This is a genomic window from Acidovorax sp. Root402, assembly GCF_001425125.1.
In the GTDB taxonomy this organism is placed as follows: Bacteria; Pseudomonadota; Gammaproteobacteria; order Burkholderiales; family Burkholderiaceae_C; genus Acidovorax; species Acidovorax delafieldii.
Genome location: NZ_LMDQ01000001.1, coordinates 549467 through 569676, shown reverse-complemented (window position 1 = coordinate 569676; position 20210 = coordinate 549467). Strand labels below are relative to the sequence as shown.

The window sequence follows — 20210 nt, the reverse complement described above, 5'->3', positions numbered from 1 at the left end:
TGCCTCATGTTCACAACGGCCGGTTCTGGTCTTTGTCGGGCGGGCGGCGCTGGGGCGCCAGCAGCACCCAGCTGGCCAGGGGCCACAGCAGCGCCTCCAGGAACGGGGCCAGAAAGCTCCAGAACCCCGGGAAAATTCCGCCCGCCGCCATGCGCAGCAGCAGCTCGATGGCATGGGCAACGGCAAACAGCGGAAACACCTGCAGCGCCTGCGACGGCACACTGAACCACAGCAAACGGCGGTGGATGGCGATAGCTCCGAACGACAGCACGGTGTAGGACAGCGCATGCTGGCCCAGCAGCGCAGACTGGCTCACGTCCATGCACAGGCCCAGCACGAAGGCCGCCCCCATGCCAATGCGCAGCGGCTGGTGCACGCCCCAGAACACCAGCAACACCATCAGCAGATCAGGCATCCACACCACGCGGCCCAGCGGCAGCATGTTGATGGCCAGACCCGCAGCCAGACTGGCCCAGATGAACACCGGGTTCACCGGCATCAGCAGGGGCTCACCCCGCGGCATGATCATCGCGGGCCTCCTTGTGTCGGGGTCATCGGGGCAAGGCGGCGGCTCATTTGCGGCCCCCGCGTTTGTTCGCGGGCGCGGCGGGGGCCGCATCCGGGCGGGGCAATTCGTTGTCGGCCAGGGGCTTGAGCACCACCACATGGCGCGCACCCTGCACCTGCGCCAAAGGCACGCAGTAGATGCGCGCAAACGCGGAGTCGGCACGGCGCTCCACCTTCACCACGCGCGCCACGGGCAGGCCCGGCGCATACAGGCCGTCCACGCCGCTGGTGGTCAGCAGGTCGTCTTCGCGGATGTCCGCGTTGGCGGGCATGAAGCGCAGCTCCATGCCACCACCATGGCCCGCCACCGGGTCGCCATAGGCCACGCCGCGCACGCCGGTGCGGATGTTCAGCACCGGAATCGCCTGGTCACGGTCCACCAGCAACGTGACTTCGCTGACCAGCGGAAACACGCGGGTGACCTGGCCCAGCACACCGGCCTCGTCCATCACCGGAGCGCCCAGCTCCACGCCGCCCAGCTGCCCCCGGTCCAGCACCACACGGCGCGTGTAGGGGTCTGCGGTGTCGTAGATGACTTCGGCCGCCTGTGCGGGGGTCTGGAGCCGGTCGCGCAGCTCCAGCAGTTTGCGCAGCCGCTGGTTTTCCATGGCCAGCTGGTCGGCCTGGTTGGCGCGCTGGCCCATCACGGTCATCTTCTTGCGGGCGGCATCCAGGTCTTCTTGCGCGGTTTGCAACGACTGGAAATAGCTGCGCCCGTGGCTGGCGAGCTCCACCGGCTGCAGCATGAGCCACTGCACCGGGTACAGCACCGTGGCCACGGCCTGACGGAAGGGGCCGGTAATCTGAAAGCGTGCGTCGGCCACCATGAGGAACAGCGCCAGCGCACTGAACACGGCCAAACGCGACAGGGCCGAAGGGCCCTGTTTGAAGAAAGGGGGAGCGCTGCGCTCCAGAGTACCCAAGGGCATGGTGCGCAGCGGTCAGGATCTGCCGCGGGGAGCGGGCTCCACGGGCGGGTGCTCAGAAACAAGCATTGGAGCAGGTGCAGTCATGCAATTCAGAGCGCAAAAAAAGTGCCTGCAGCATACAGGCCTGCCGACTTACTCGCTCGTGAAAATGCTGCCCAGGCGGTCCATGCGCTCCAGGGCGATACCGCAGCCGCGCACCACGCAAGTCAGCGGGTCTTCGGCCACCAGCACGGGCAGGCCGGTTTCTTCGGCCAGCAGGCGGTCCAGGTCGCGCAGCAGCGCGCCGCCGCCGGTGAGCATCATGCCGCGGTCGGCAATGTCGGCGCCCAGCTCGGGGGGGGTTTGTTCCAGCGCGTTCTTCACGGCCGAGACGATCTGGTTCAGCGGGTCGGTCAGGGCTTCCAGCACTTCGTTAGAAGAAATGGTGAAGCTGCGTGGCACGCCTTCGGACAGATTGCGGCCCTTGACTTCCATCTCGCGCACTTCGGAGCCCGGGAAGGCCGAGCCGATGTTCTTCTTGATGGCTTCGGCGGTGGGCTCGCCGATCAGCATGCCGTAGTTGCGGCGGATGTAGCTGATGATGGCTTCGTCGAACTTGTCGCCACCGACGCGCACACTGCCCTTGTAGACCATGCCGCCCAGCGAGATCACGCCGACTTCGGTGGTGCCGCCGCCGATGTCCACGACCATGGAGCCGCTGGCTTCCGACACCGGCAGGCCCGCGCCAATACCGGCGGCCATGGGCTCTTCGATCAGGTAGACCGCCGTGGCGCCCGCGGCCTCGGCCGCATCCTTGATGGCGCGGCGCTCGACCTGGGTGGAGCCGCAGGGCACGCAGATGATGATGCGCGGGCTGGGGGTGAACAGCGTGCGCGGGTGCACCATCTTGATGAACTGCTTGATCATCTGCTCGGTGATCACGAAGTCGGCGATCACGCCGTCCTTCATCGGGCGGATGGCTTCGATGTTGCCGGGCACCTTGCCCAGCATGGCCTTGGCCTCGTGGCCTACGGCCTGGATGACTTTCTTGCCATGGGGCCCGCCTTCGTGGCGGATGGCGACAACGGAGGGCTCGTCGAGCACGATGCCTTTGTCGCGGGCGAAGATGAGGGTGTTGGCTGTGCCAAGGTCAATGGCCAGGTCGGTGGAGAAATACCGACGGAAAGCTCCGAACATTCAAAAATCCTCTCGGGCACGGCATGCGCGTCGGCCTGCCATCGCCAGGTATTCAGGGGGGTGTTTATGGGCTTTTTTCACGCAATTGACTCCCATTCCAGGAGCTTTGCGGCAAAGCCGGGATAATACCCCATCCCCTGTGAATAACTCCCTCCGGCGCAGCCCGGATCACAGCTTTACTTCTGGTTTCTCTAGATTCTCCTCCCTATGGCACTGACCCCCCAGGACATCGGCCGCATTGCCAACTTGGCGCGGCTTGAGCTGACGCCCTCCGAAAGTGAGCGCATGCTCACTCAGCTCAACGGCTTCTTTGACATCGTGGAACAGATGCGGGCTGTGGATACCTCGGGCGTCACGCCCCTGGCCCACCCCGTCGCAGCTATCCAGGACGTGGCCCTGCGGCTGCGCGAGGACGTGGCCAGCGAGCCCAACCAGCGCGAAGCCAACCAGCAAAGCGCCCCCGCCGTCGAACGAGGCCTGTTCCTCGTGCCCAAAGTGATCGAGTAAGAGCCCCGCCGCATGACTTCCACCGCATTGCATGACCTGGGCGTGGCCCAGCTGGCCACCGAGCTGCGCGAGCGCCGCGTCTCGGCCGTCGAGGCCGCCCAGCATTTCCTCGCCCGCGCACAGGCCCACCAGAACCTGGGCGCCTACGTGGCCGTGAACCCGGACATCACCCTGGCCCAGGCCGGCGCGCAAGACGCAGCCATCGCCGCAGGCACCGCCGGCCCGCTGGCGGGCGTGCCAATTGCGCACAAGGACATCTTTGTCACCAAAGGTTTCCCCGGCACCGCAGGCTCGAAGATGCTCGCGGGCTACCAGTCGCCCTTTGATGCCACCGTGGTCACCAAGCTGGCCGACGCGGGCGCCGTGACGCTGGGCAAGCTCAACTGCGACGAGTTCGCCATGGGCTCGGCCAACGAGAACTCCGCCGTCGCCCCCGTGGGCTTTGACGCCCCCGCCCCGGTGCGCAACCCCTGGGCCACAGACCGTATCCCGGGCGGCTCGTCCGGCGGCAGCGCTGTGGCCGTGGCCGCGCGCCTGGCCCCGGCCGTCACCGGCACCGACACCGGCGGCTCCATCCGCCAGCCCGCGTCGTTCTGTGGCATCACCGGCATCAAGCCCACCTATGGCCGCGCCAGCCGTTACGGGATGATCGCGTTTGCCTCCAGCCTCGACCAGGCCGGCCCCATGGCCCGCTCGGCCGAAGACTGCGCACTGTTGCTGTCCGCCATGTGCGGCCCGGACCCGGACCGCGACTCCACCAGCCTGGACGTGCCCGCCGAGAATTTCAGCGCCAAGCTCAACGACAGCATCGACGGCCTGCGCATCGGCATCCCCGCCGAGTTCTTTGGCGAAGGCCTGGCGCCCGACGTGCGCGCCGCCGTAGATGGTGCCCTGAAGGAATACGAGAAGCTCGGCGCCAAGCTCGTGCCCATCAGCCTGCCGCGCACGCAGCTGTCCATTCCGGTCTACTACATCATTGCTCCGGCCGAGGCGTCGTCCAACCTCTCCCGCTTTGACGGCGTGAAGTTTGGCCACCGCGCCAAGGACTACACCGACCTGGTGGACATGTACAAGAAGACCCGCGCCGAAGGTTTTGGCGACGAGGTCAAGCGCCGCATCATGATCGGTGCCTATGTGCTGAGCCATGGCTACTACGACGCCTACTACCTGCAGGCGCAGAAGATCCGCCGCATGATCGCCGACGACTTCCAGAACGCGTTCAAGAGCTGTGACGTCATCGCCGGACCCGTGGCCCCCACGGTGGCCTGGAAGCTGGGCGACCACGGCAACGACCCGCTGGCAGACTACCTGGCCGACATCTTCACCCTGCCCGGCTCGCTGGCCGGCCTGCCCGGCATGAGCGTGCCCGCCGGTTTTGGCGAGGGCGGCATGCCCGTCGGCCTGCAGCTGCTGGGCAACTACTTCCAGGAAGCCCGCCTTCTGAACGCTGCGCACCGCCTGCAGCAAGCCACCGACTTCCACCTCCGCCGTCCGGAGGGCTTCTGACATGACCGCCAAACTGATCCATGGCTACGAAGTTGTCATCGGCTTCGAAACCCACACCCAGCTCGCCACCCAGAGCAAGATCTTCAGCCGCGCTCCCACCGCCTTTGGCGCCGAGCCCAACACCCAGGCGTGCGCCGTGGACCTGGCCCTGCCCGGCACCTTGCCGGTGATGAACCGCGAAGCCGTGGCCTGCGCTATCAAATTGGGACTGGCCCTCGGCTCCCACATTGCGCCCGTGAGCGTTTTCGCGCGCAAGAACTACTTCTACCCCGATCTGCCCAAGGGTTACCAGATCAGCCAGTTCGAGATCCCGGTGGTGCAGGGCGGCGAGGTCGAGTTCTTTCTGGGCGACGAGAAGAAGACCGTGCGCCTGGTGCGCGCCCACCTCGAAGAAGACGCAGGCAAATCGCTGCATGAAGACTTCATCGGCCAGAGTGGTATCGACCTGAACCGCGCGGGCACGCCGCTCCTGGAGATCGTGACCGAACCCGACATGCGCTCGTCCGAAGAGGCCGTGGCCTACGCGAAGGAGCTGCACAAGATCGTCACCTGGATCGGCATCTGCGACGGCAACATGCAGGAAGGCAGCTTCCGCTGCGACGCCAACGTGTCGGTGCGCAAGCCCGGCGCCGAATTGGGCACGCGCCGCGAGATCAAGAACCTGAACTCGTTCAAGTTCATGCAGCAGGCCATCGACTACGAAATCCGCTGGCAGATCGAGCAGATCGAAGACGGTCATGCAATCCAGCAAGCCACCGTGCTGTTCGACCCCGACACGGGCGAAACCCGCGCGATGCGCACCAAGGAAGACGCGGCGGACTACCGCTACTTTCCAGACCCCGACCTGCCTCCACTACACATTTCAGAGCAGTGGGTGCAGGATGAACGAGCGCAGATGGCTGAATTGCCTCGCACCATGGCCGCCCGTTTTGTGGCGGACTATGGCCTGCCCGAGTACGACGCCACCACGCTCACGCAGAGCAAGGCCATGGCGGCATACTTTGAAGCTGCCGCCAAAGCCTGCAGCCAGCCCAAGCTGGCCAGTAACTGGATCATGGGAGAGGTGTCGCGCCGCCTGAATATGGCGGAGACCGGTATCGAGCAAGCTCCTGTGACTGCAGCGCAGCTGGCCGCATTGATCGGCCGCATTGCCGACGGCACGATCTCCAACAACGCCGCCAAGCAGGTGTTTGATGCGCTGTGGACCGGGGAGTCGAGCGACGTGGACGCCGTCATCGAATCCAAGGGCCTCAAGCAGATGAACGACTCCGGCGCGCTGGAGAAGATCATCGACGAGGTGATTGCCGCCAACCCCGACAACGTGGCGCAGTTCCGCGCGGGCAAGGACAAGGCCTTCAACGCGCTGGTCGGCCAGATCATGAAGGCCAGCAAGGGCAAGGCCAATCCGACGCAGGTCAACGAACGGTTGCGCGCCAAGCTTGCGGGCTGACGCGCACGCCGACTGGCAACAAAACCAACAACAAAGGGCCGCGAGGCCCTTTGTTGTTTGGATCTTCTCAATGGGGTGGCGGACGTCGCAGGCCAAGGGCAATGGAATTGCGCCCCGCCCGCGCGGCCCTCACCGCGTGGCGGCTGGAGCGGAGGCGTCGCTGGCAGGCGTTGTGCCCGGCAGCGGCATGCGCTGCGCATCCCACAGCTTGCGCAGCTGGGCCAGCTCCACGTCAAAGCGCTGGTGCACGCGGCGCTTTTCCTGGTCCTGCCCGGCAATGAAGCGCTGCTGCTCGGCAATGCTGTCTTCGTTCTCGGCAATCTTGCGGCGCAGCGCCATGGGGGCTTTGTTGGGGTCCTTCTTGTAGAACTCCATCTCCACATCGAAGGCTTTGCGCTGCTGGGCCAGTTCGACCAGGCGCTTTTCGGCGGTGGCGGTCACGTCATCGACGAGCTGAATGGCCGCAGCGCGCTCCACATCGTGCGTGGCCTTGTCGGGATAGCGGGCCGTCAGCGCGCGCTCGCGGCGGCGTTCTTCCAGCTCGCGGGCACGGGCTTCGGCCTCTTTGCGGCGCTGCGCCTCTTGCGCGGCGCGTTCCTGCTCGGTCAGCGAGGGGCCAATTTGCCGCCGTACGATGCCCGAGGGCCCAAGTTCCCGCTGCTCGCGGTCCAGGCATTCCGCGATCGGACGGTCGGCCGTCAGGCGCCGGCCATTGCGGTCCACGCAGGTGTAGATGCCGCCGGATGTCCCGGGGGCTTGCGCCCGCGCCCAATCAGCGCCCAGGGTGGCCAACAGAACCCCGCCCATGATCCACGCCGATTTGCTCAAACCATCTACCCCTCGTTGACGCCATAACGCTGGCGGTAGGCCAGCACCTTTTCGTGGTGGGAACGCATCCCCTCTTCCCCATTTTTCTCAAGAAAGAGCAATAAGTCTGCCAGCCGTGAAATGGCACACACCTGCATGCCCAGTTGGTTGCGCACGTACTGCACCGCGCTGTGGTCCACGTCCTGGCCATTCTCGGTGGCTTTCTCCTGGCGGTCCAGCGCAATGGCCACTGCATGGGGCGTGGCACCGGCGGCGCGGATGATGGCGATGGACTCGCGAGCGGCCGTGCCGGCCGACATCACATCGTCCACGATGAGCACCCGGCCCTTAAGGGGCGCACCCACCAGGGTCCCACCTTCGCCGTGGTCCTTGGCCTCCTTGCGGTTGTAGGCAAAGGGCACGTTGCGGCCCAGGCGCGCCAGCTCCACCGCCACGGTGGCAGCCAGCGGAATGCCTTTGTACGCGGGGCCAAACACCATGTCGAATTCGATGCCGCTGGCCAGCAGGGCTTTTGCATAGAATTCCGCGAGCCGGCCGATCTTGCGGCCGTCGTCAAACAGTCCGGCGTTGAAAAAATAGGGGCTCAGGCGCCCGGCTTTGGTCTTGAATTCGCCAAACCGCAGCACGCCCGACTCGACGGCAAAACGGACGAAATCCTGCGCCAGCTGGCCCTGTTCGGGGGTTTGCACGCCAACATCCACCATGGGGAAATCCTTGTTCAAGTTAACCAGCCTCAATCTCAATGGCATCCGCTCGGCCACCAGCAAAGGCGTGGAAAGCTGGATGGCAGCCACGCGGCCGGATTGTATTTGTGTGCAGGAAGTCAAGGCCCAGGCCGCCGACATGGCCAACCGCTTCGAGCGCCTGGCCGACCTGCAGGGGCACTTCCACTTTGCCCAGAAAAAGGGCTATTCGGGCGTCGGCATCTACACGCGGCACGTGCCGTCGGATGTAGTCATTGGCTATGGATCGACCGAGTTCGATGCAGAAGGCCGATACGTCGAGCTGCGTTTTGACACGCCCGCCCGCAAGCTGTCGATCATCAGTGCGTACTTTCCCAGCGGCTCGTCGGGCGAAGAGCGGCAACAGGCCAAATTCCGCTTTCTGGCGGAGTTCCACCCCCACCTCATGCGCCTGAAGGCCGAGCGCGACTTCATCCTGTGTGGCGACATCAACATTGCGCACCAGCAAATCGACCTCAAAAACTGGCGCAGCAACCAGAAGAACAGTGGTTTTTTGCCCGAAGAACGCGCCTGGATGACAAAGTTGTTGCACACAACTGATGAAGGCGGCGGCATCATAGACGTTTACCGTCAGTTACAACCTACCGCCACCGACACCGCCTACACCTGGTGGAGCAATCGCGGCCAGGCCTATGCCAACAACGTGGGTTGGCGGCTGGACTACCACCTGGCCACCCCTGCGATCGCGGCGCTGGCGCGTGCTGAACATATCTACAAGGGCGAAAAGTTCTCGGACCACGCACCCATCACGGTGGACTACGCACTGACCCTTTGAGCCCTGCCCCAGCCCCTCTGCCCCCGATGACCGACGCCAGCACCTCCGCCCCGCCTCCCGCCCACAGTTTTCGCCCCCAGAGCGCCGAGGCGCTGTGGCGTCAGATCTCCACCCCCCACCCCACGGTGGGCAAGGCCCGGCACCTGGGCGAGGCGCTGGTCCACGCGGGGCTGCTGTCCACGCCGGACCTGGCAGAAGGCCTGCAGGCGCAGCAGGAGGAGCGCGGCAATGGCGTGCAGCGGCCCATCGGCCAGATCCTGGTGGACCGGGGGGCACTCACCCAGGACCAGTTGCGCAGCGTGATTGCCACCTGGCTGGGTGAATACACCGTGCACCCCGGCGACATCACGCCGGAAGCGCCGGCCCTGGCACTCATCCCCCGTGCCGTGGCCGAGCGCGAATCCGTGCTGCCCCTGATCGCACGCGAGGACGCGCTGGTGCTGCTGATGGCGGACCCCTGGGACCGCGTGCTGATCGACGAGATCCGCTTTCTGACCCAGCGGCGGCTGATCCCGCTGCGCGCAGCGCCCGGCACGCTGATGCCCGCCATCCACAAGGCCTACCGCACCCGCCCTGCCGACGCGGGCGGCGCGGCAGCCGGCGCACGCGCCACCTCGCAGGAGTTGCTGACCAACCTGGCCACTGCGTCGCCAGACGCAGACACCGAGCAGGCCGACGTGATCAGCGAGTCGGACAACACCCTGGTGCGGCTCATCAACTCGGTGATTGACGAAGCCATCAGCCACCGTGCGTCGGACATCCACATCGAGACCGAGCCCGCCCCGCACAACGTGCGCGTGCGCCTGCGCATCGATGGCGACCTGGTGCCCTACCTGGAGCTGCCCGCGCGCTACCGCTTTGCGATGGTGGCACGCATCAAGATCATGGCCAGCATGGACATCTCGGAGCACCGCAAACCGCAGGACGGCAAGATCGACTTTGCCCGCTTTGGCGGCCCGCCGGTGGAGCTGCGGGTGGTCACGGTGCCCACCTCGCGCGGACTGGAGGACGTGGTGCTGCGCCTGCTGGCAGGCGCCAAGCCCCTGCCGCTGGAGAACATCGGCCTGAGCCAGCCCAACCTGCTGGCGCTGCGCGCGGTGGTGCAAAAAAGCTATGGCCTGGTGCTGGTGTGTGGCCCCACGGGCTGCGGCAAGACGACCACGCTGCACTCGGTGGTGCGCGACATCAACACCGCAGGCCGCAAGATCTGGACGGCCGAAGACCCCATCGAGATCACGCAGGAGGGCCTGCGCCAGGTGCAGGTGAACCCACGCATCGGCTGGACCTTTGCCGCCGCCATGCGCACCTTTTTGCGCGCTGATCCGGACGTGATCATGATCGGCGAGATGCGCGACGAGGAGACGGCGCGCATCGCCATCGAGGCCTCGCTCACCGGGCACCTGGTGCTGTCCACCCTGCACACCAACTCCGCGCCCGAGAGCATTGCGCGCCTGCTCGAAATTGGCCTCGACCCCTTCAACTTCTCGGACTCGCTGCTGGCCATCCTGGCGCAGCGCCTGGTGCGGCGCCTGTGCACCGCCTGCCGCGAGCCGCGTGTGGCCGACGACGACATGCTGGCGGGCCTGGCGTCGCAGTACCTGGAGAGTGGCACCCACAATACCGCCGAGGCGCGCCAGGCGCAGATCGGACGCTGGCGCCAGCAATACGGCGGCGCCCAGGGCGAGCTGCGGATGTGGCGCCCCGTGGGGTGCGCCAAATGCGAAGGCCACGGCTACCACGGTCGCCTGGGCATCCACGAGCTGATGATGAGTGACGAAGCCATTCGCCAGCACATCCGCCACCGGGCCCCGGCTTCGGACATCCGACACTCTGCGCTCACCGCCGGCATGCTCACCCTGCGCCAGGACGGCATCGAAAAGGTGTTGCAGGGCCTGACCGACATGAGTGAGGTGGTGGCGGCGACCAACCTGTAGCCTTCAGCCCCGGCAGTCACCCACAAGCCCCCAAAAACCGTCAACAATTGTCAAAACCACCCATCTCGCGGCAATTTTCCGTTGGACGGCAGTCGGTTTTCCTGCTTTCACGGGCATAGTCAAGCCGTGCCAGCTGCCGCACCTGGAGCCATTCCAGTCCCCTGCGCGCTGGCTGGATGTGAAAGTGGTGACGATGTTGTTCCGATTCCTGGCTGCCCTACGGGCCCGCACAGACGCTACCCTGGTGGCCCTGCTCGGACCTTTGAGCCTGTGCCTGCCGCTGTGGGCCCACCCCGCCCCGCTGTGCCCAGCCCCCCAGGGCCGCAGCGTGCTGCAACTGCAGCCTGCCGGCGACGGTCAGGCGCAGGCCTGCGACCTGCAGGCCCTGGAGCGACTGCCAGCGCTAGACATCACCACCGCCCTGCCTCCCGCGCTGGGCATGGCGGGTACACACCGCTGGACCGGTGTGCCGCTGCGCCACCTGGTGGAGCAGCTCGGGGGCGGCGAACGCAGCCGCATCGTGCTGATGGCCCTGAACGACTATGCCGTCGTGATCCCCTGGAGCGACCTGCTTCGCTACAACCCCGTGCTGGCCTACCGGCGCGACGGCCAGCGCATGGGCATCCGCGACAAGGGGCCACTGATCCTGATCTACCCGTTTGATGCCCACCCCGCTCTGCAGCAGGGCCAGGACTACGTCAACCGCACCATCTGGCAGGTCCATGCTGTCTCCATCCGCTAAGCAGCAGCCCGCCGCCAGCAACACACGTACCACCCACCGGCTGCTGGCCCTGGTGGTGGCCATGGCTTTGGGCACCTCTGCGGCCCTGTGGTGGACGCTGCGCCAGGCCCAGGACCTTGCGCAGCCCCACCAGCAAAACGACCTCTGGTACATCGCCAGCGTACACAACGAACTGGCGCGGGTGAGTCTGCTGGCGCGCCAGCTGCGGGCCCGGGAGGCCAGCGCGCAAGACCTGGTCGACCGGCTGGACGTGCTGTACAGCACCCTCGACACCAGCGGTCGCGGACCGCGCGTGAGCACCCAGCTGCGCGAGGCACTGCCGGACACCGCACAGGGCCTGGACGGGTTGCGCACTCAGGTGGAGCGCTGGTCGTCGCAGGCCAGCGGCAGCGCCAACGAGCCCGGCAGCACCGCGGCGCGGCGCACGCAGGCGACGGCCGCACCCACCCAGGCGCTGCGCGTGGCCGAAGACATCACCCGCCAGTCCGACGCGCTGCTGGAGCGCCTGCGCCAGGCGGTGGCCACCGTGCACCTGTTCAGCACCCAGCAGACAGACCAGGCGCGCCAGCAGTTGCACCAGCGCTTCATCGTGCTCAGCGTGGTGCTGAGCGCTCTGCTCGTGGGCACCACGCTGCTGATTGCCCGGCTGGTGCAGGACGCACGCGCCGCCAAAGCCGCATCGCGGCAGCTGGCGCAAACCAACCGGGAGCTGGAAGACCGCGTGGCCCGGCGCACGCGCAAGCTCGAAGAAAGCCGCGCGCTGCTGGGCTTCATCCTGGACACCAGCCCCAGCGACGTGCTGCTGGCCGAGGTCGAGAGCGGTCGCGTGCATTTCATCAACCACCGGCTGACCGAGCGCCTGGGGCTCAAAACCGCTCCTCAGACCCTGTTTCTGCCCGACCTGCTGCACGACCCCGACACACGCCAGCGCTTCATGCAGACCCTGGACCAGTACGGGCAGGTCGATGCCATGGAGGCGCAGATCGGCACCCATGCCCCGCGCTGGAGTTCACTGTCGGCCCGCCTCATCGACGTCGAGGGCCAGCTGGCACACCTGCTGTGGGGCTTTGACATCAGCACCCACAAGGCCCTGGAGGCCCAGCTGCGCGAACTGGCCACGCGCGATGCGCTCAGTGGCCTGCTGAACCGCCGGGCCTTCATGGAGCGCAGCACCGCCCTGTTCGACCACTGCCGCCGCCATGGACAACCTTGCACCGTGCTGATGATCGACATCGACCACTTCAAGCGCATCAATGACCGGTACGGCCACCAGATGGGCGACACCGCCATCCGCGCCTGTGCCGAGGCCATCGGCCAGGCCCTGCGCGAGGCCGACCTGCTCGGCCGCCTGGGCGGGGAGGAATTTGCCGCGCTGCTGCCCCATGCCAGCGCCGACAGCGCACGCCAGGTGGCCGAGCGCATCCGGGGCGCCATCGCACAGCTGGGCCTGGCGTCGCCTGCAGGGCACCCGGTCACGTTCACCATTTCCATCGGCATGGCTTCCAGCGAGCGCCACCACACAGGCATCGAGCCGCTGATGGCCGATGCCGACGCGGCGCTCTACCGCGCCAAGGCCGCCGGCCGCAACCGGGTGCTGACCCACGAGGCGGCGCACCCCGCACTCTGACCTTAACCAACGACACAACAACCATGAGCCTGCGCCTTTTGATTGTGGATGACAGCCGCATGTCCCGCCTGATCCTGCAGGGCCTGGTGCAACAGGCCCACCCCGACTGGACCATCGTGCACGCCAGCAGCGGCGAAGAAGCCTTGCAGCTGGCGCGCGAGAACCCCGTGGACCTGGTTTCCATGGACTTCAACATGCACGGCATGAACGGCCTGGATGCCGCACTGGCGTTGCGCCAGTTGCTGCCCCGGGTGCCCATTGCCATCCTCACGGCCAATGTGCAGAACGCCGTGCAGGAGCGCATCGAGGAAGCGGGTATGGTGTTCATTGCCAAGCCCATCACCGCCCAAGCCGCCCAACAGCTCATCGCCCTCGCAGGAGCCTGACATGCCCATCCAGCTAGACGCCGAACAGATCGATGCACTGAGCGAGATCTTCAACATCGGCGTGGGCAAGGCCGCCGCCGCCATGGGCAGCCTGCTGCGCGACGAGGTGCTGCTGTCGGTGCCGCATGTCAGCGTGTTCACCGTGAGCGAGGCGGCGCAGCAACTGGGCGCCCAGGGCCACCCCATGTATGGCGTGCGCCAGCCGTTTCGCGGCGTGCTCAACGGCGATGCCCTGCTGATCTTTCCAGGCCACCGCAGCCTGGAGATCGTGCGCATCGTCGCCGGGCAGAACGTGCCCAGCGAAGACCTGAGCGCCATCGAGCAGGATGCGCTGACCGAGGTGGGCAACGTGATGCTCAACGCCTGCATCGCCGCCTTGTCCGACCTGCTGGGCCACGAGTTCGAACTGAGCCCGCCACGGTTCGACATGGGCGACAGCCGCACCATCCTGGGCACCCGCATCCAGAACCACCTGGTGGTGTTCCTGCACATCCGCTTTGAGCTGCTGAGCAGCCAGATCGAGGGCTTTGTGGTGTTCGTGCTCAACACCACGTCGCTCGAGGGCCTGCGCACCGCCGTGAACCGGCTGCTGGGCCGGCCTGTGGACGCAGACTGAGGCGCCAAGCGGCCGCCAAGGGACGGCGGGCGCTGCACAGGCCCTGTGCGAAACTCGCGGCTGTTGCCTTCCGGCCCTGCCGCCGCCGCGCCAGCCCGCTATCGCCCCCTTGGAGAAAGCAGCCCTGGCCCGATGGGCGATGGGTTTACTGCCTGGGTAGCGCTGAACAAACTTTTAAAAGTGCTCTCTATGAAAAGAACGCCTTTTAATAGCGCAAGCTGCTCATAAAGAATGAAAAAATTCTCGGGGTGCGAGGCCTTGGCACTGTTAAGCAGTAAACATATTTTCAAATCTCGTTACTTTTGAAGTGATTCCGTCTTTCCCCAGAGGGGCCACGTTGTACTCCCTCTACGAAGCATCGGTTCGAATGGGAAGATTCGCTTCCATGCGTTCTGGACCGAGGGCTGTCGTCGGGCGACCTCCAAGCACCAATCATCTTTTTCTGGGGTACAGAGCACGCGACTTCTGCAGCATCGTGCTGGATGACGCCATCGCCCCAACAACCTTACTTCAAGAGCACACCCTCTTTCCAGTATTCACATGCCTATATAGCAGTCAACTTGAAGAAGAGATCCGTCACAACCTGATCTCAGGCAATCGAACCGTGAGCCAGACCAAGCTTCGAACGACCGGCTACGTAGGATACGTTTCGGAAAGACCACGGCTCTGCCAACAATGCGTTATCGACGACCTGAGAACGCACGGGCATGTTTATCAACGATTAGCTCATCAGTTAGCGAACGAGCGTCATTGTGACACTCACGGCTTGGAACTTTGGGAAGGGTGTAAGTGTAAAGCCGAACCCTTCAGATGGGACGGCGCTTTTCAGACCTGTCCCACTTGCCGCACGGCACCTTCCCCGATAAGCAGCAACTCTCTCCACAACCATGCATACGCATTCAAAGTTCTCAATGATATTCTAAAAAGATTACTTAATGGTGATGCACCGGAAATGAAGCTTCGGTGCAGGAGAATTTCAATAAGAATGATTGCCAATGAATTAAAAACAAACCCAAATTCATTAGTTCAGAAATTCCTGGACTGGATGCAAATCATCAATCCATCAGATTTTTCCGTCATATTTCGCAGTGGCGGTCCAATTGGCTATTTGAAGCTTGCCCTCGAAGGCTACCATTTTATGAACCATAGAGTAAACTTGATGGCATATGCTTTCGCGTGGGAGCAACTCCCAACACATATCAAGAATCGGCTCGCTGCGAATTAGTGCCCATTTCAAATACAAGAGGAAATAGATCAATTATCGTGTCAGCCGACAAATCCATCACACGCTCCTTTTTGGACAGAGCAGATAGCGCCCACGAAAAAATTCTCTGATGCGTTTCACATGCTTCGATGCTGGCAACCGAACTGCACTCGTCTAGTGGCACTGAGATCGCCCAAGTAATAACAGCAGGTGCATATCCATGCCTTATGACGCAAGCATCATATAGAAATTCACGCTGACTCCCTCCATACTCTGACCGACACTCCACATAAAAGCGATCGAGTAATTCAATACTAACCAAATAAAGATTTGAAGGGTAATCCAACCGGTTGCCGTCGTGCCTTACTGAGTCCAGCAAATTCTGCTTAAACAGTTCGAGCATGGGCAATGCAATACCAAGGGACCGAAGATCGGCGCCATGGACCAGCATCGCGCCATACAGGCAGCGTACCCAGCCCGCCTGAGCAGAAGTGTCAACGCGCAACTTTGCCTGCCATAGTAGGTAGGCGATCGCGCCTAATGCATCAAGCGGCTCCAAAATAACCAGTTTCCTGACATACAGGATTGCAAAGTCGGGCGACGTCCACTGAGAAGGCGATCTAGCCGCATCAATTTCAAGCTGTACCTTGGGCGCAAAGGAGGTTTTAACTCTTGCGAGTTGACCCAGCGAAGAATACTGCCGGTCTATCAACAACCACACAGGGTGGTTGATCAATGCTGCTGAGCCTGGAAATTTCTCGTCTGAGCGCGCGACGAGTGCACTTTGAGGTACCGCCGTGCCCCTCGAGTATCGAATCCATTTGTTTGAATGCATGTGAATTCGATTTTTGTCACTTACATCAACTTTGTACGCGCTCGGCTCGGCAAGCTTTCCCAAAGCATAAGCAGAGATCCCCGGCGTTTCAGACGCCAGATACCTATACCAACAAACGGTCCGTAGTGCGTCCGCTGGACCCCGGGATTTCCCTGCTCGGTTGCGCTTCAGAGGGGTCTTAGAGAGCGCGCAAAAGTCAATTAATGACAATTCGAACGTATCTTTCATAGGAGGACTAGAGTAGAAATTTGGCAAATCGTACTTGTTGTGCCCTCCAATACAGACCGATAGCATCTGTGCGATGGACTACCGTCCGTCCAAAAATGAAATGGAACAAGTAAATCAGCTTCTCCTCTTTCCCGGTCGCTTATTGCAGGCCCGCGAAAGATGTTCGACCAGCCAAAAAGCAGTAGCGCTGACCGTTGGGATCGACCAAGCTTTTTTCTGTGGCGTTGAGAAGGGACGCCGACCTCCTTTCACTGACCGTGTTCTGGGCCAGTTGTCCGTGTTGCTTCAGTTAAATCCAGGGGACACGGAGGCGCTCGCTTGGGCTGCCAAGCATGATCGGTGCATCCGCTCCGTATGGCAACTGACCGAGTCCGAAGAAGAGACACGCCTCGTGTCACAGCTGCTCACCACGGCCCAATGGCTGGATGGGGCTCAGCGAGCTGGATTGCTGGCTTACCTGGAGTCGCTCCAAGAAAGTGCGACCCGTCTATCAAGGCTCACCGAAAAGGGAGGCGATATGACGCACAAATAAAAACGGCGAGCACGAGGGCTCGCCGGAAAAGTCTTGGCCAAAACCAAAACCTAAGCAATTGAATTCTCAGGCCAGACGCATCCCGAGTCAAGCATCCGCTTCGCATCACAAATGCAAGCGCGAGCAAGTGGACTCAACATAGTCTACGGATTTTGCACGTCGAATCCAGTCGACCCCGCCCGCCCTCAGCTCCTACGAATTGTCCAAACGCTTTGTGCGTGAGGCTTTAACTTCATCCTTGAGCAAGGAGGGAGACGGTATGCCGTCTACATCAAGAAATGCCAGTGCGCTCGCGAGGGAGGCAGGGTACAGCGCGCCGTATTTGTATTTGTTGGAAGAGGATACACAACCGGTCGGGAAAGCATTGTCGCAATACTCACTGCGGCAACTCGGCAAGGTCAGTACTGCGATTCGCGCCGGAGCTGGACAAGGATATGACGAACACTACCAACCATGGATTCGAATCCGAAGAAACTTCTCATCGCCCGTCAGCTACCAAATCTTTGACTCTGTCTCCATCCATCAAAGAAATCACCATTTTCTATCCTCGCTCGAGTTTCACACTGCGCTGATTTGTGCATACCTGGGTGCACAGGGACTACGCGAGTGCTTACCCATGTGGCCGTATGAACATCCGCATCCAGCCCAACATCTGGACCAGGGTCAGCGCACTACACAAGGACTGATCGACATTGCAAAACACTTGGGTATTGATCACGGGTGCTTTGTCGGCACAACCGTCCCCTACATTGGCTCTATCGATCTGATGCTGAACGGCACGGTGCGGCAGAAGCCTCTCGCGGGTATAAGTTGCAAGCCCGGAGCAATCGCAGCCAACAGTGCCCGTGCCCAAGAACGCATTGAGCTAGATCGAGCTTATTGCCATGCAGTCGGGGCTCATCATCATCATGAAACAGGCGAGTCCATTCATCCGAAGTTTGTTGAAAACTTGAGATGGCTACGGCCGCTAACCAGCGAATTACGTCTTTATAGAGGTTCACGGCAACTTGCCGACTATGTCGCAAGTTTCAATAACTATGCACTTGAGCGCCCCATCCGCGACGCTGTCGCAGAGGCCGCCCGAGAAGCATCCGTAGTCGATCGCGACCCCTTTCGACTGTGGCGGTTGGGTATATGGCTACAGTCGATCGATATCGACCTAACGATACCCGTTGAGACAACAAAGATGATACGACGCGCCAGTCAAGACTATCTTCGAAACCTGCGCGCAACCTTCTTTGGGGCATCCAATGAGTGAACTCCATCTCGGCTGCGCACTTTTGACACGACTACCGACAAAACAACCGATGTTGTACGCGCGTGTCATACATATGGACCCGTTTGAAGATGTAGTCGCCATCTCATTCTTCCCAGAAAAAAATTCTGCCGGATTTCAAAAAAATTACATCAAAAAACCTGTCTTCCGCAGACTCTCATCTCTTGAGGCACAGATCGCTGACGGCGAATTCGCCGTAGCGAAATTCGAAACTCCCAGCCACTGGCTCTTATCAAACAAACAACTTCATAGCAATTCGTCTACCGACTTACTTAGAAAAACTCGCCGGGATCTACGTAAATGGCTTAAGCATAGAAGAGACGCATATCAGCTCATCAGACCCTTTGTCCACCATCGCACAGTAGCTCAGATTATTCTGGACCCGAAGTTCTCAGGATGGCCGACGATGCGTGCCAAAGAGCTTGGTCACAAGAGTTGCGCCAAGGTGCAGAGGGCATTAAATGCGTTCATCCTCGGGCTCGGTCTGCGCAACTCGCTGCTTCCGTGGTATCCACATTCTGGTGGCCCTGGAAAAGAAAAGCACAGCAACAAAAAGACTGGCAGACCTCGTGAGTTTGGCGATAGCGAGAATCGCTTGGCAGGCGTCAACTGCTCAGAAGATGTCCGCAAAATCTTTGCAATGGGGTGGCGTAAGTACAAAAAGCCGGGAGTATCAACTCAGGTGGCCTTCCATAACACGCTCAACGATTGGTTCGCAACTTCAATCAAGTGGGAAGGAAGCAATGCGGTAGTCACGCTTGGCCCAGAAGCTCAAAACTACAACCCAGCCCAATTCGAGTACTGGGGCACTCGAGCTACAGACGCGCTCACCGCAAGGCAAATCCATCGAGGCGAGACTCATGTCCGGCAAGAGTACATGAGGCGCCAAGGAAAGATTAAGGATCGGCATAACTCAATGAACGGAGAGGGGTACCTCGACAGCACGCCCACAGATCAAACATTAGTCTCTTCCGCATCGCGACTCAAGCCGCTCAGCTCGCCGATACGGACGGAGGTTATCGGAGCCGGATTTGGGATCGACTACATCTTCGGTTCGTATGTGGGATTCGAGCACGCAAGCTCAACTACAGCGCTACTCGCAATTTTGCATGCTGCAGAAGACAAGGTTCTCTATTGCGCAAAAAATGGCATAACGATTGAACCACGCGACTGGCTGTCTATTGTTCTTCGCCAGTACGTTATGGACAACGGCGAAGGAAAGAACAAAGCCGTGATGAAAACGCTGGAAGAAATCGAGTTAGGAGCGAGCTTCGGTTCAGCTTACCAGTCAATCAACAAGGCTCCTGTCGAATCGAACTTCAACCGGGCACACAAGGATCTTGACCACCTTCTTCCTGGATCAACGATGGGCCGTCGTCCACGTCGCGGGGAGCCAGCGCGTGCGGAACTTGCTCGGCTCAACTTCCAAGAGTTTTTACCACTCGAGATCAAGCGCATTCTGCGTCACAACAACGAAGAGGTAATCAGGCTACCCCTGGTGGCAATGAGACGTGACGGTGTTGAACCTACACGACGAGGCGCCGTCGAGTGGCTTCTAGCAAACGGTTACTTGAGCTCAACAGCACAAGACCTTACGGCACTCAAAGTGCGTTGCCTGCCGCGAATTTCTGGATCTCTTGGGCCAGAGGGAATACATCTGTACGACCCCTTTTATGCAGCTAAGCGTCTCATACCTGAACTGGTCTACATAAACGACTGGCTCCAACGCTCCGGGACCCTGGGAACACTCGGAGGAAAGCGGAAGCACATTGAGGCTCACATCAATCCGTCGGATCTTTCACAGTGCTGGTGCAATCTCGGCGGATCACTACAGCTACTTCACCTTAAAAGTGGAGACCCCGATCTGCAGCACATGACGCTGCTCGACTGGCTTTCCATTACCCGAGACGATCGACTGGTGGCGTTTCTCAGTAAAGCTGCCGAACAAAACCGTGGGCTGCAACGCGCCGCTGAGATCAAACAAGCCACGTCAAAGGCGAACACAGAACGCAAGGCGGAGATCAAGTCCATTGGAGCCAAGCCGACCAAATCGCAGCTCAAGCGTGACATACGGGCGAACACTTCGCTTGAGCGATCTGCACAAAGTGGAGTACCAAAGCTGTCAAAGACAGAAAGGATGAAACTGGTCGGTCAAGCCCCTGCTGCACCAATTGTTCTGAGCAGTGTGAGCACTCGGGCAATCCCGTCGTCGGAAGTCGAAGACGTTATGCGCCAACTACTCGAAGACTAATCAGGAGCAGGAAAATTCCAATCGATTCAAACCCACTGCTCGCCTTTCTGAAAGACGCAGAGAGCAATCCACTGCTAGCGCACATGCCACCGAAACTG

19 protein-coding genes are annotated in these 20210 nt (G+C 61.7%); 13 read left to right on the top strand and 6 right to left on the bottom strand.

All coding sequences use genetic code 11. The features are described 5' to 3' along the window. Window positions 1-10 precede the first annotated feature (10 nt). The 3 genes from mreD to ASC83_RS02560 form a co-directional block, all read right to left on the bottom strand. Window positions 11-529 (bottom strand): rod shape-determining protein MreD, encoded by a 519-nt coding sequence (gene mreD / locus ASC83_RS02570; protein WP_056057460.1) that lies wholly within the window; start codon window positions 527-529, stop codon window positions 11-13. Window positions 530-572: 43 nt separating this feature from the next. Continuing rightward, entirely contained in the window at window positions 573-1496 is a 924-nt protein-coding gene (mreC, locus tag ASC83_RS02565; RefSeq protein WP_056057457.1) for a rod shape-determining protein MreC, read from the bottom strand. Window positions 1497-1628: 132 nt separating this feature from the next. Further along, window positions 1629-2672 (bottom strand): rod shape-determining protein, encoded by a 1044-nt coding sequence (locus ASC83_RS02560; protein WP_008907364.1) that lies wholly within the window; start codon window positions 2670-2672, stop codon window positions 1629-1631. Window positions 2673-2879: 207 nt separating this feature from the next. Between ASC83_RS02560 and gatC the strand changes: the two genes are divergently transcribed. From gatC to gatB, 3 genes are read left to right on the top strand one after another with little or no spacing between them, the layout of a single operon-like run. Beyond that, window positions 2880-3179, top strand: a complete 300-nt coding sequence (gene gatC, locus ASC83_RS02555) for an Asp-tRNA(Asn)/Glu-tRNA(Gln) amidotransferase subunit GatC (RefSeq protein ID WP_008907365.1) — start codon at window positions 2880-2882, stop codon at window positions 3177-3179. Window positions 3180-3191: 12 nt separating this feature from the next. Further along, window positions 3192-4685 carry an Asp-tRNA(Asn)/Glu-tRNA(Gln) amidotransferase subunit GatA gene (gene gatA, locus ASC83_RS02550; RefSeq protein ID WP_056057455.1) on the top strand — a complete coding sequence of 498 codons (1494 nt, stop codon included), beginning with the start codon at window positions 3192-3194 and terminating at the stop codon, window positions 4683-4685. 1 nt (window position 4686) lies between these two features. Continuing rightward, window positions 4687-6135, top strand: coding sequence for an Asp-tRNA(Asn)/Glu-tRNA(Gln) amidotransferase subunit GatB (gene gatB, locus ASC83_RS02545; protein WP_056057453.1), 1449 nt, complete (start codon window positions 4687-4689; stop codon window positions 6133-6135). Window positions 6136-6264: 129 nt separating this feature from the next. Here gatB and ASC83_RS02540 read toward each other — a convergent pair whose 3' ends face one another. After that, complete coding sequence (locus ASC83_RS02540) at window positions 6265-6942, bottom strand: DUF4124 domain-containing protein (RefSeq protein ID WP_056057449.1); 678 nt, start codon at window positions 6940-6942, stop codon at window positions 6265-6267. Between the two features lie 26 nt (window positions 6943-6968). Continuing rightward, on the bottom strand, window positions 6969-7667 hold the full coding sequence (gene pyrE / locus ASC83_RS02535) for an orotate phosphoribosyltransferase (protein WP_056057447.1): 699 nt from the start codon (window positions 7665-7667) through the stop codon (window positions 6969-6971). A 10-nt stretch (window positions 7668-7677) separates the two neighbouring features. On the opposite strand from pyrE, the gene ASC83_RS02530 reads away from it, so the two are divergent. The 7 genes from ASC83_RS02530 (at window position 7678) to ASC83_RS23795 (ending at window position 15011) form a co-directional block, all read left to right on the top strand. Beyond that, a complete protein-coding gene (locus tag ASC83_RS02530; protein ID WP_056057754.1) occupies window positions 7678-8481 on the top strand; it encodes an exodeoxyribonuclease III in 804 nt (267 codons plus the stop codon). Between the two features lie 26 nt (window positions 8482-8507). Beyond that, window positions 8508-10415, top strand: coding sequence for a GspE/PulE family protein (locus ASC83_RS02525; RefSeq protein ID WP_056057444.1), 1908 nt, complete (start codon window positions 8508-8510; stop codon window positions 10413-10415). A 193-nt stretch (window positions 10416-10608) separates the two neighbouring features. Continuing rightward, window positions 10609-11157, top strand: a complete 549-nt coding sequence (locus ASC83_RS02520; RefSeq protein ID WP_143227300.1) for a molybdopterin-dependent oxidoreductase — start codon at window positions 10609-10611, stop codon at window positions 11155-11157. Beyond that, the gene (locus ASC83_RS02515) at window positions 11138-12784 is read left to right on the top strand and encodes a diguanylate cyclase (protein WP_056057438.1); all 1647 of its coding nucleotides are present in this window, start codon (window positions 11138-11140) and stop codon (window positions 12782-12784) included. The genes ASC83_RS02520 and ASC83_RS02515 overlap by 20 nt, the downstream gene beginning before the upstream one ends. A 23-nt stretch (window positions 12785-12807) precedes the next feature. Further along, window positions 12808-13170 carry a response regulator gene (locus ASC83_RS02510; RefSeq protein WP_225580994.1) on the top strand — a complete coding sequence of 121 codons (363 nt, stop codon included), beginning with the start codon at window positions 12808-12810 and terminating at the stop codon, window positions 13168-13170. Between the two features lies 1 nt (window position 13171). Further along, window positions 13172-13786: a hypothetical protein gene (locus ASC83_RS02505; RefSeq protein ID WP_056057432.1), complete on the top strand. Its 615-nt coding sequence runs from the start codon at window positions 13172-13174 to the stop codon at window positions 13784-13786. Window positions 13787-14153: 367 nt separating this feature from the next. After that, window positions 14154-15011, top strand: coding sequence for a hypothetical protein (locus tag ASC83_RS23795; RefSeq protein ID WP_369816931.1), 858 nt, complete (start codon window positions 14154-14156; stop codon window positions 15009-15011). Here the strand turns inward: ASC83_RS23795 and ASC83_RS23790 are convergent. After that, window positions 14986-16053: a hypothetical protein gene (locus ASC83_RS23790; RefSeq protein ID WP_140426278.1), complete on the bottom strand. Its 1068-nt coding sequence runs from the start codon at window positions 16051-16053 to the stop codon at window positions 14986-14988. The genes ASC83_RS23795 and ASC83_RS23790 overlap by 26 nt on opposite strands. A gap of 73 nt (window positions 16054-16126) precedes the next feature. Here ASC83_RS23790 and ASC83_RS02500 point away from each other — a divergent pair, with 73 nt between their 5' ends. The 3 genes from ASC83_RS02500 (at window position 16127) to ASC83_RS23780 (ending at window position 20112) form a co-directional block, all read left to right on the top strand. Next, entirely contained in the window at window positions 16127-16585 is a 459-nt protein-coding gene (locus ASC83_RS02500; protein WP_140426277.1) for a helix-turn-helix domain-containing protein, read from the top strand. 259 nt (window positions 16586-16844) lie between these two features. Continuing rightward, entirely contained in the window at window positions 16845-17843 is a 999-nt protein-coding gene (locus ASC83_RS23785) for a hypothetical protein (RefSeq protein WP_140426276.1), read from the top strand. Continuing rightward, window positions 17836-20112 (top strand): hypothetical protein, encoded by a 2277-nt coding sequence (locus tag ASC83_RS23780; protein WP_140426275.1) that lies wholly within the window; start codon window positions 17836-17838, stop codon window positions 20110-20112. The genes ASC83_RS23785 and ASC83_RS23780 overlap by 8 nt, the downstream gene beginning before the upstream one ends. Window positions 20113-20210 lie beyond the last annotated feature (98 nt).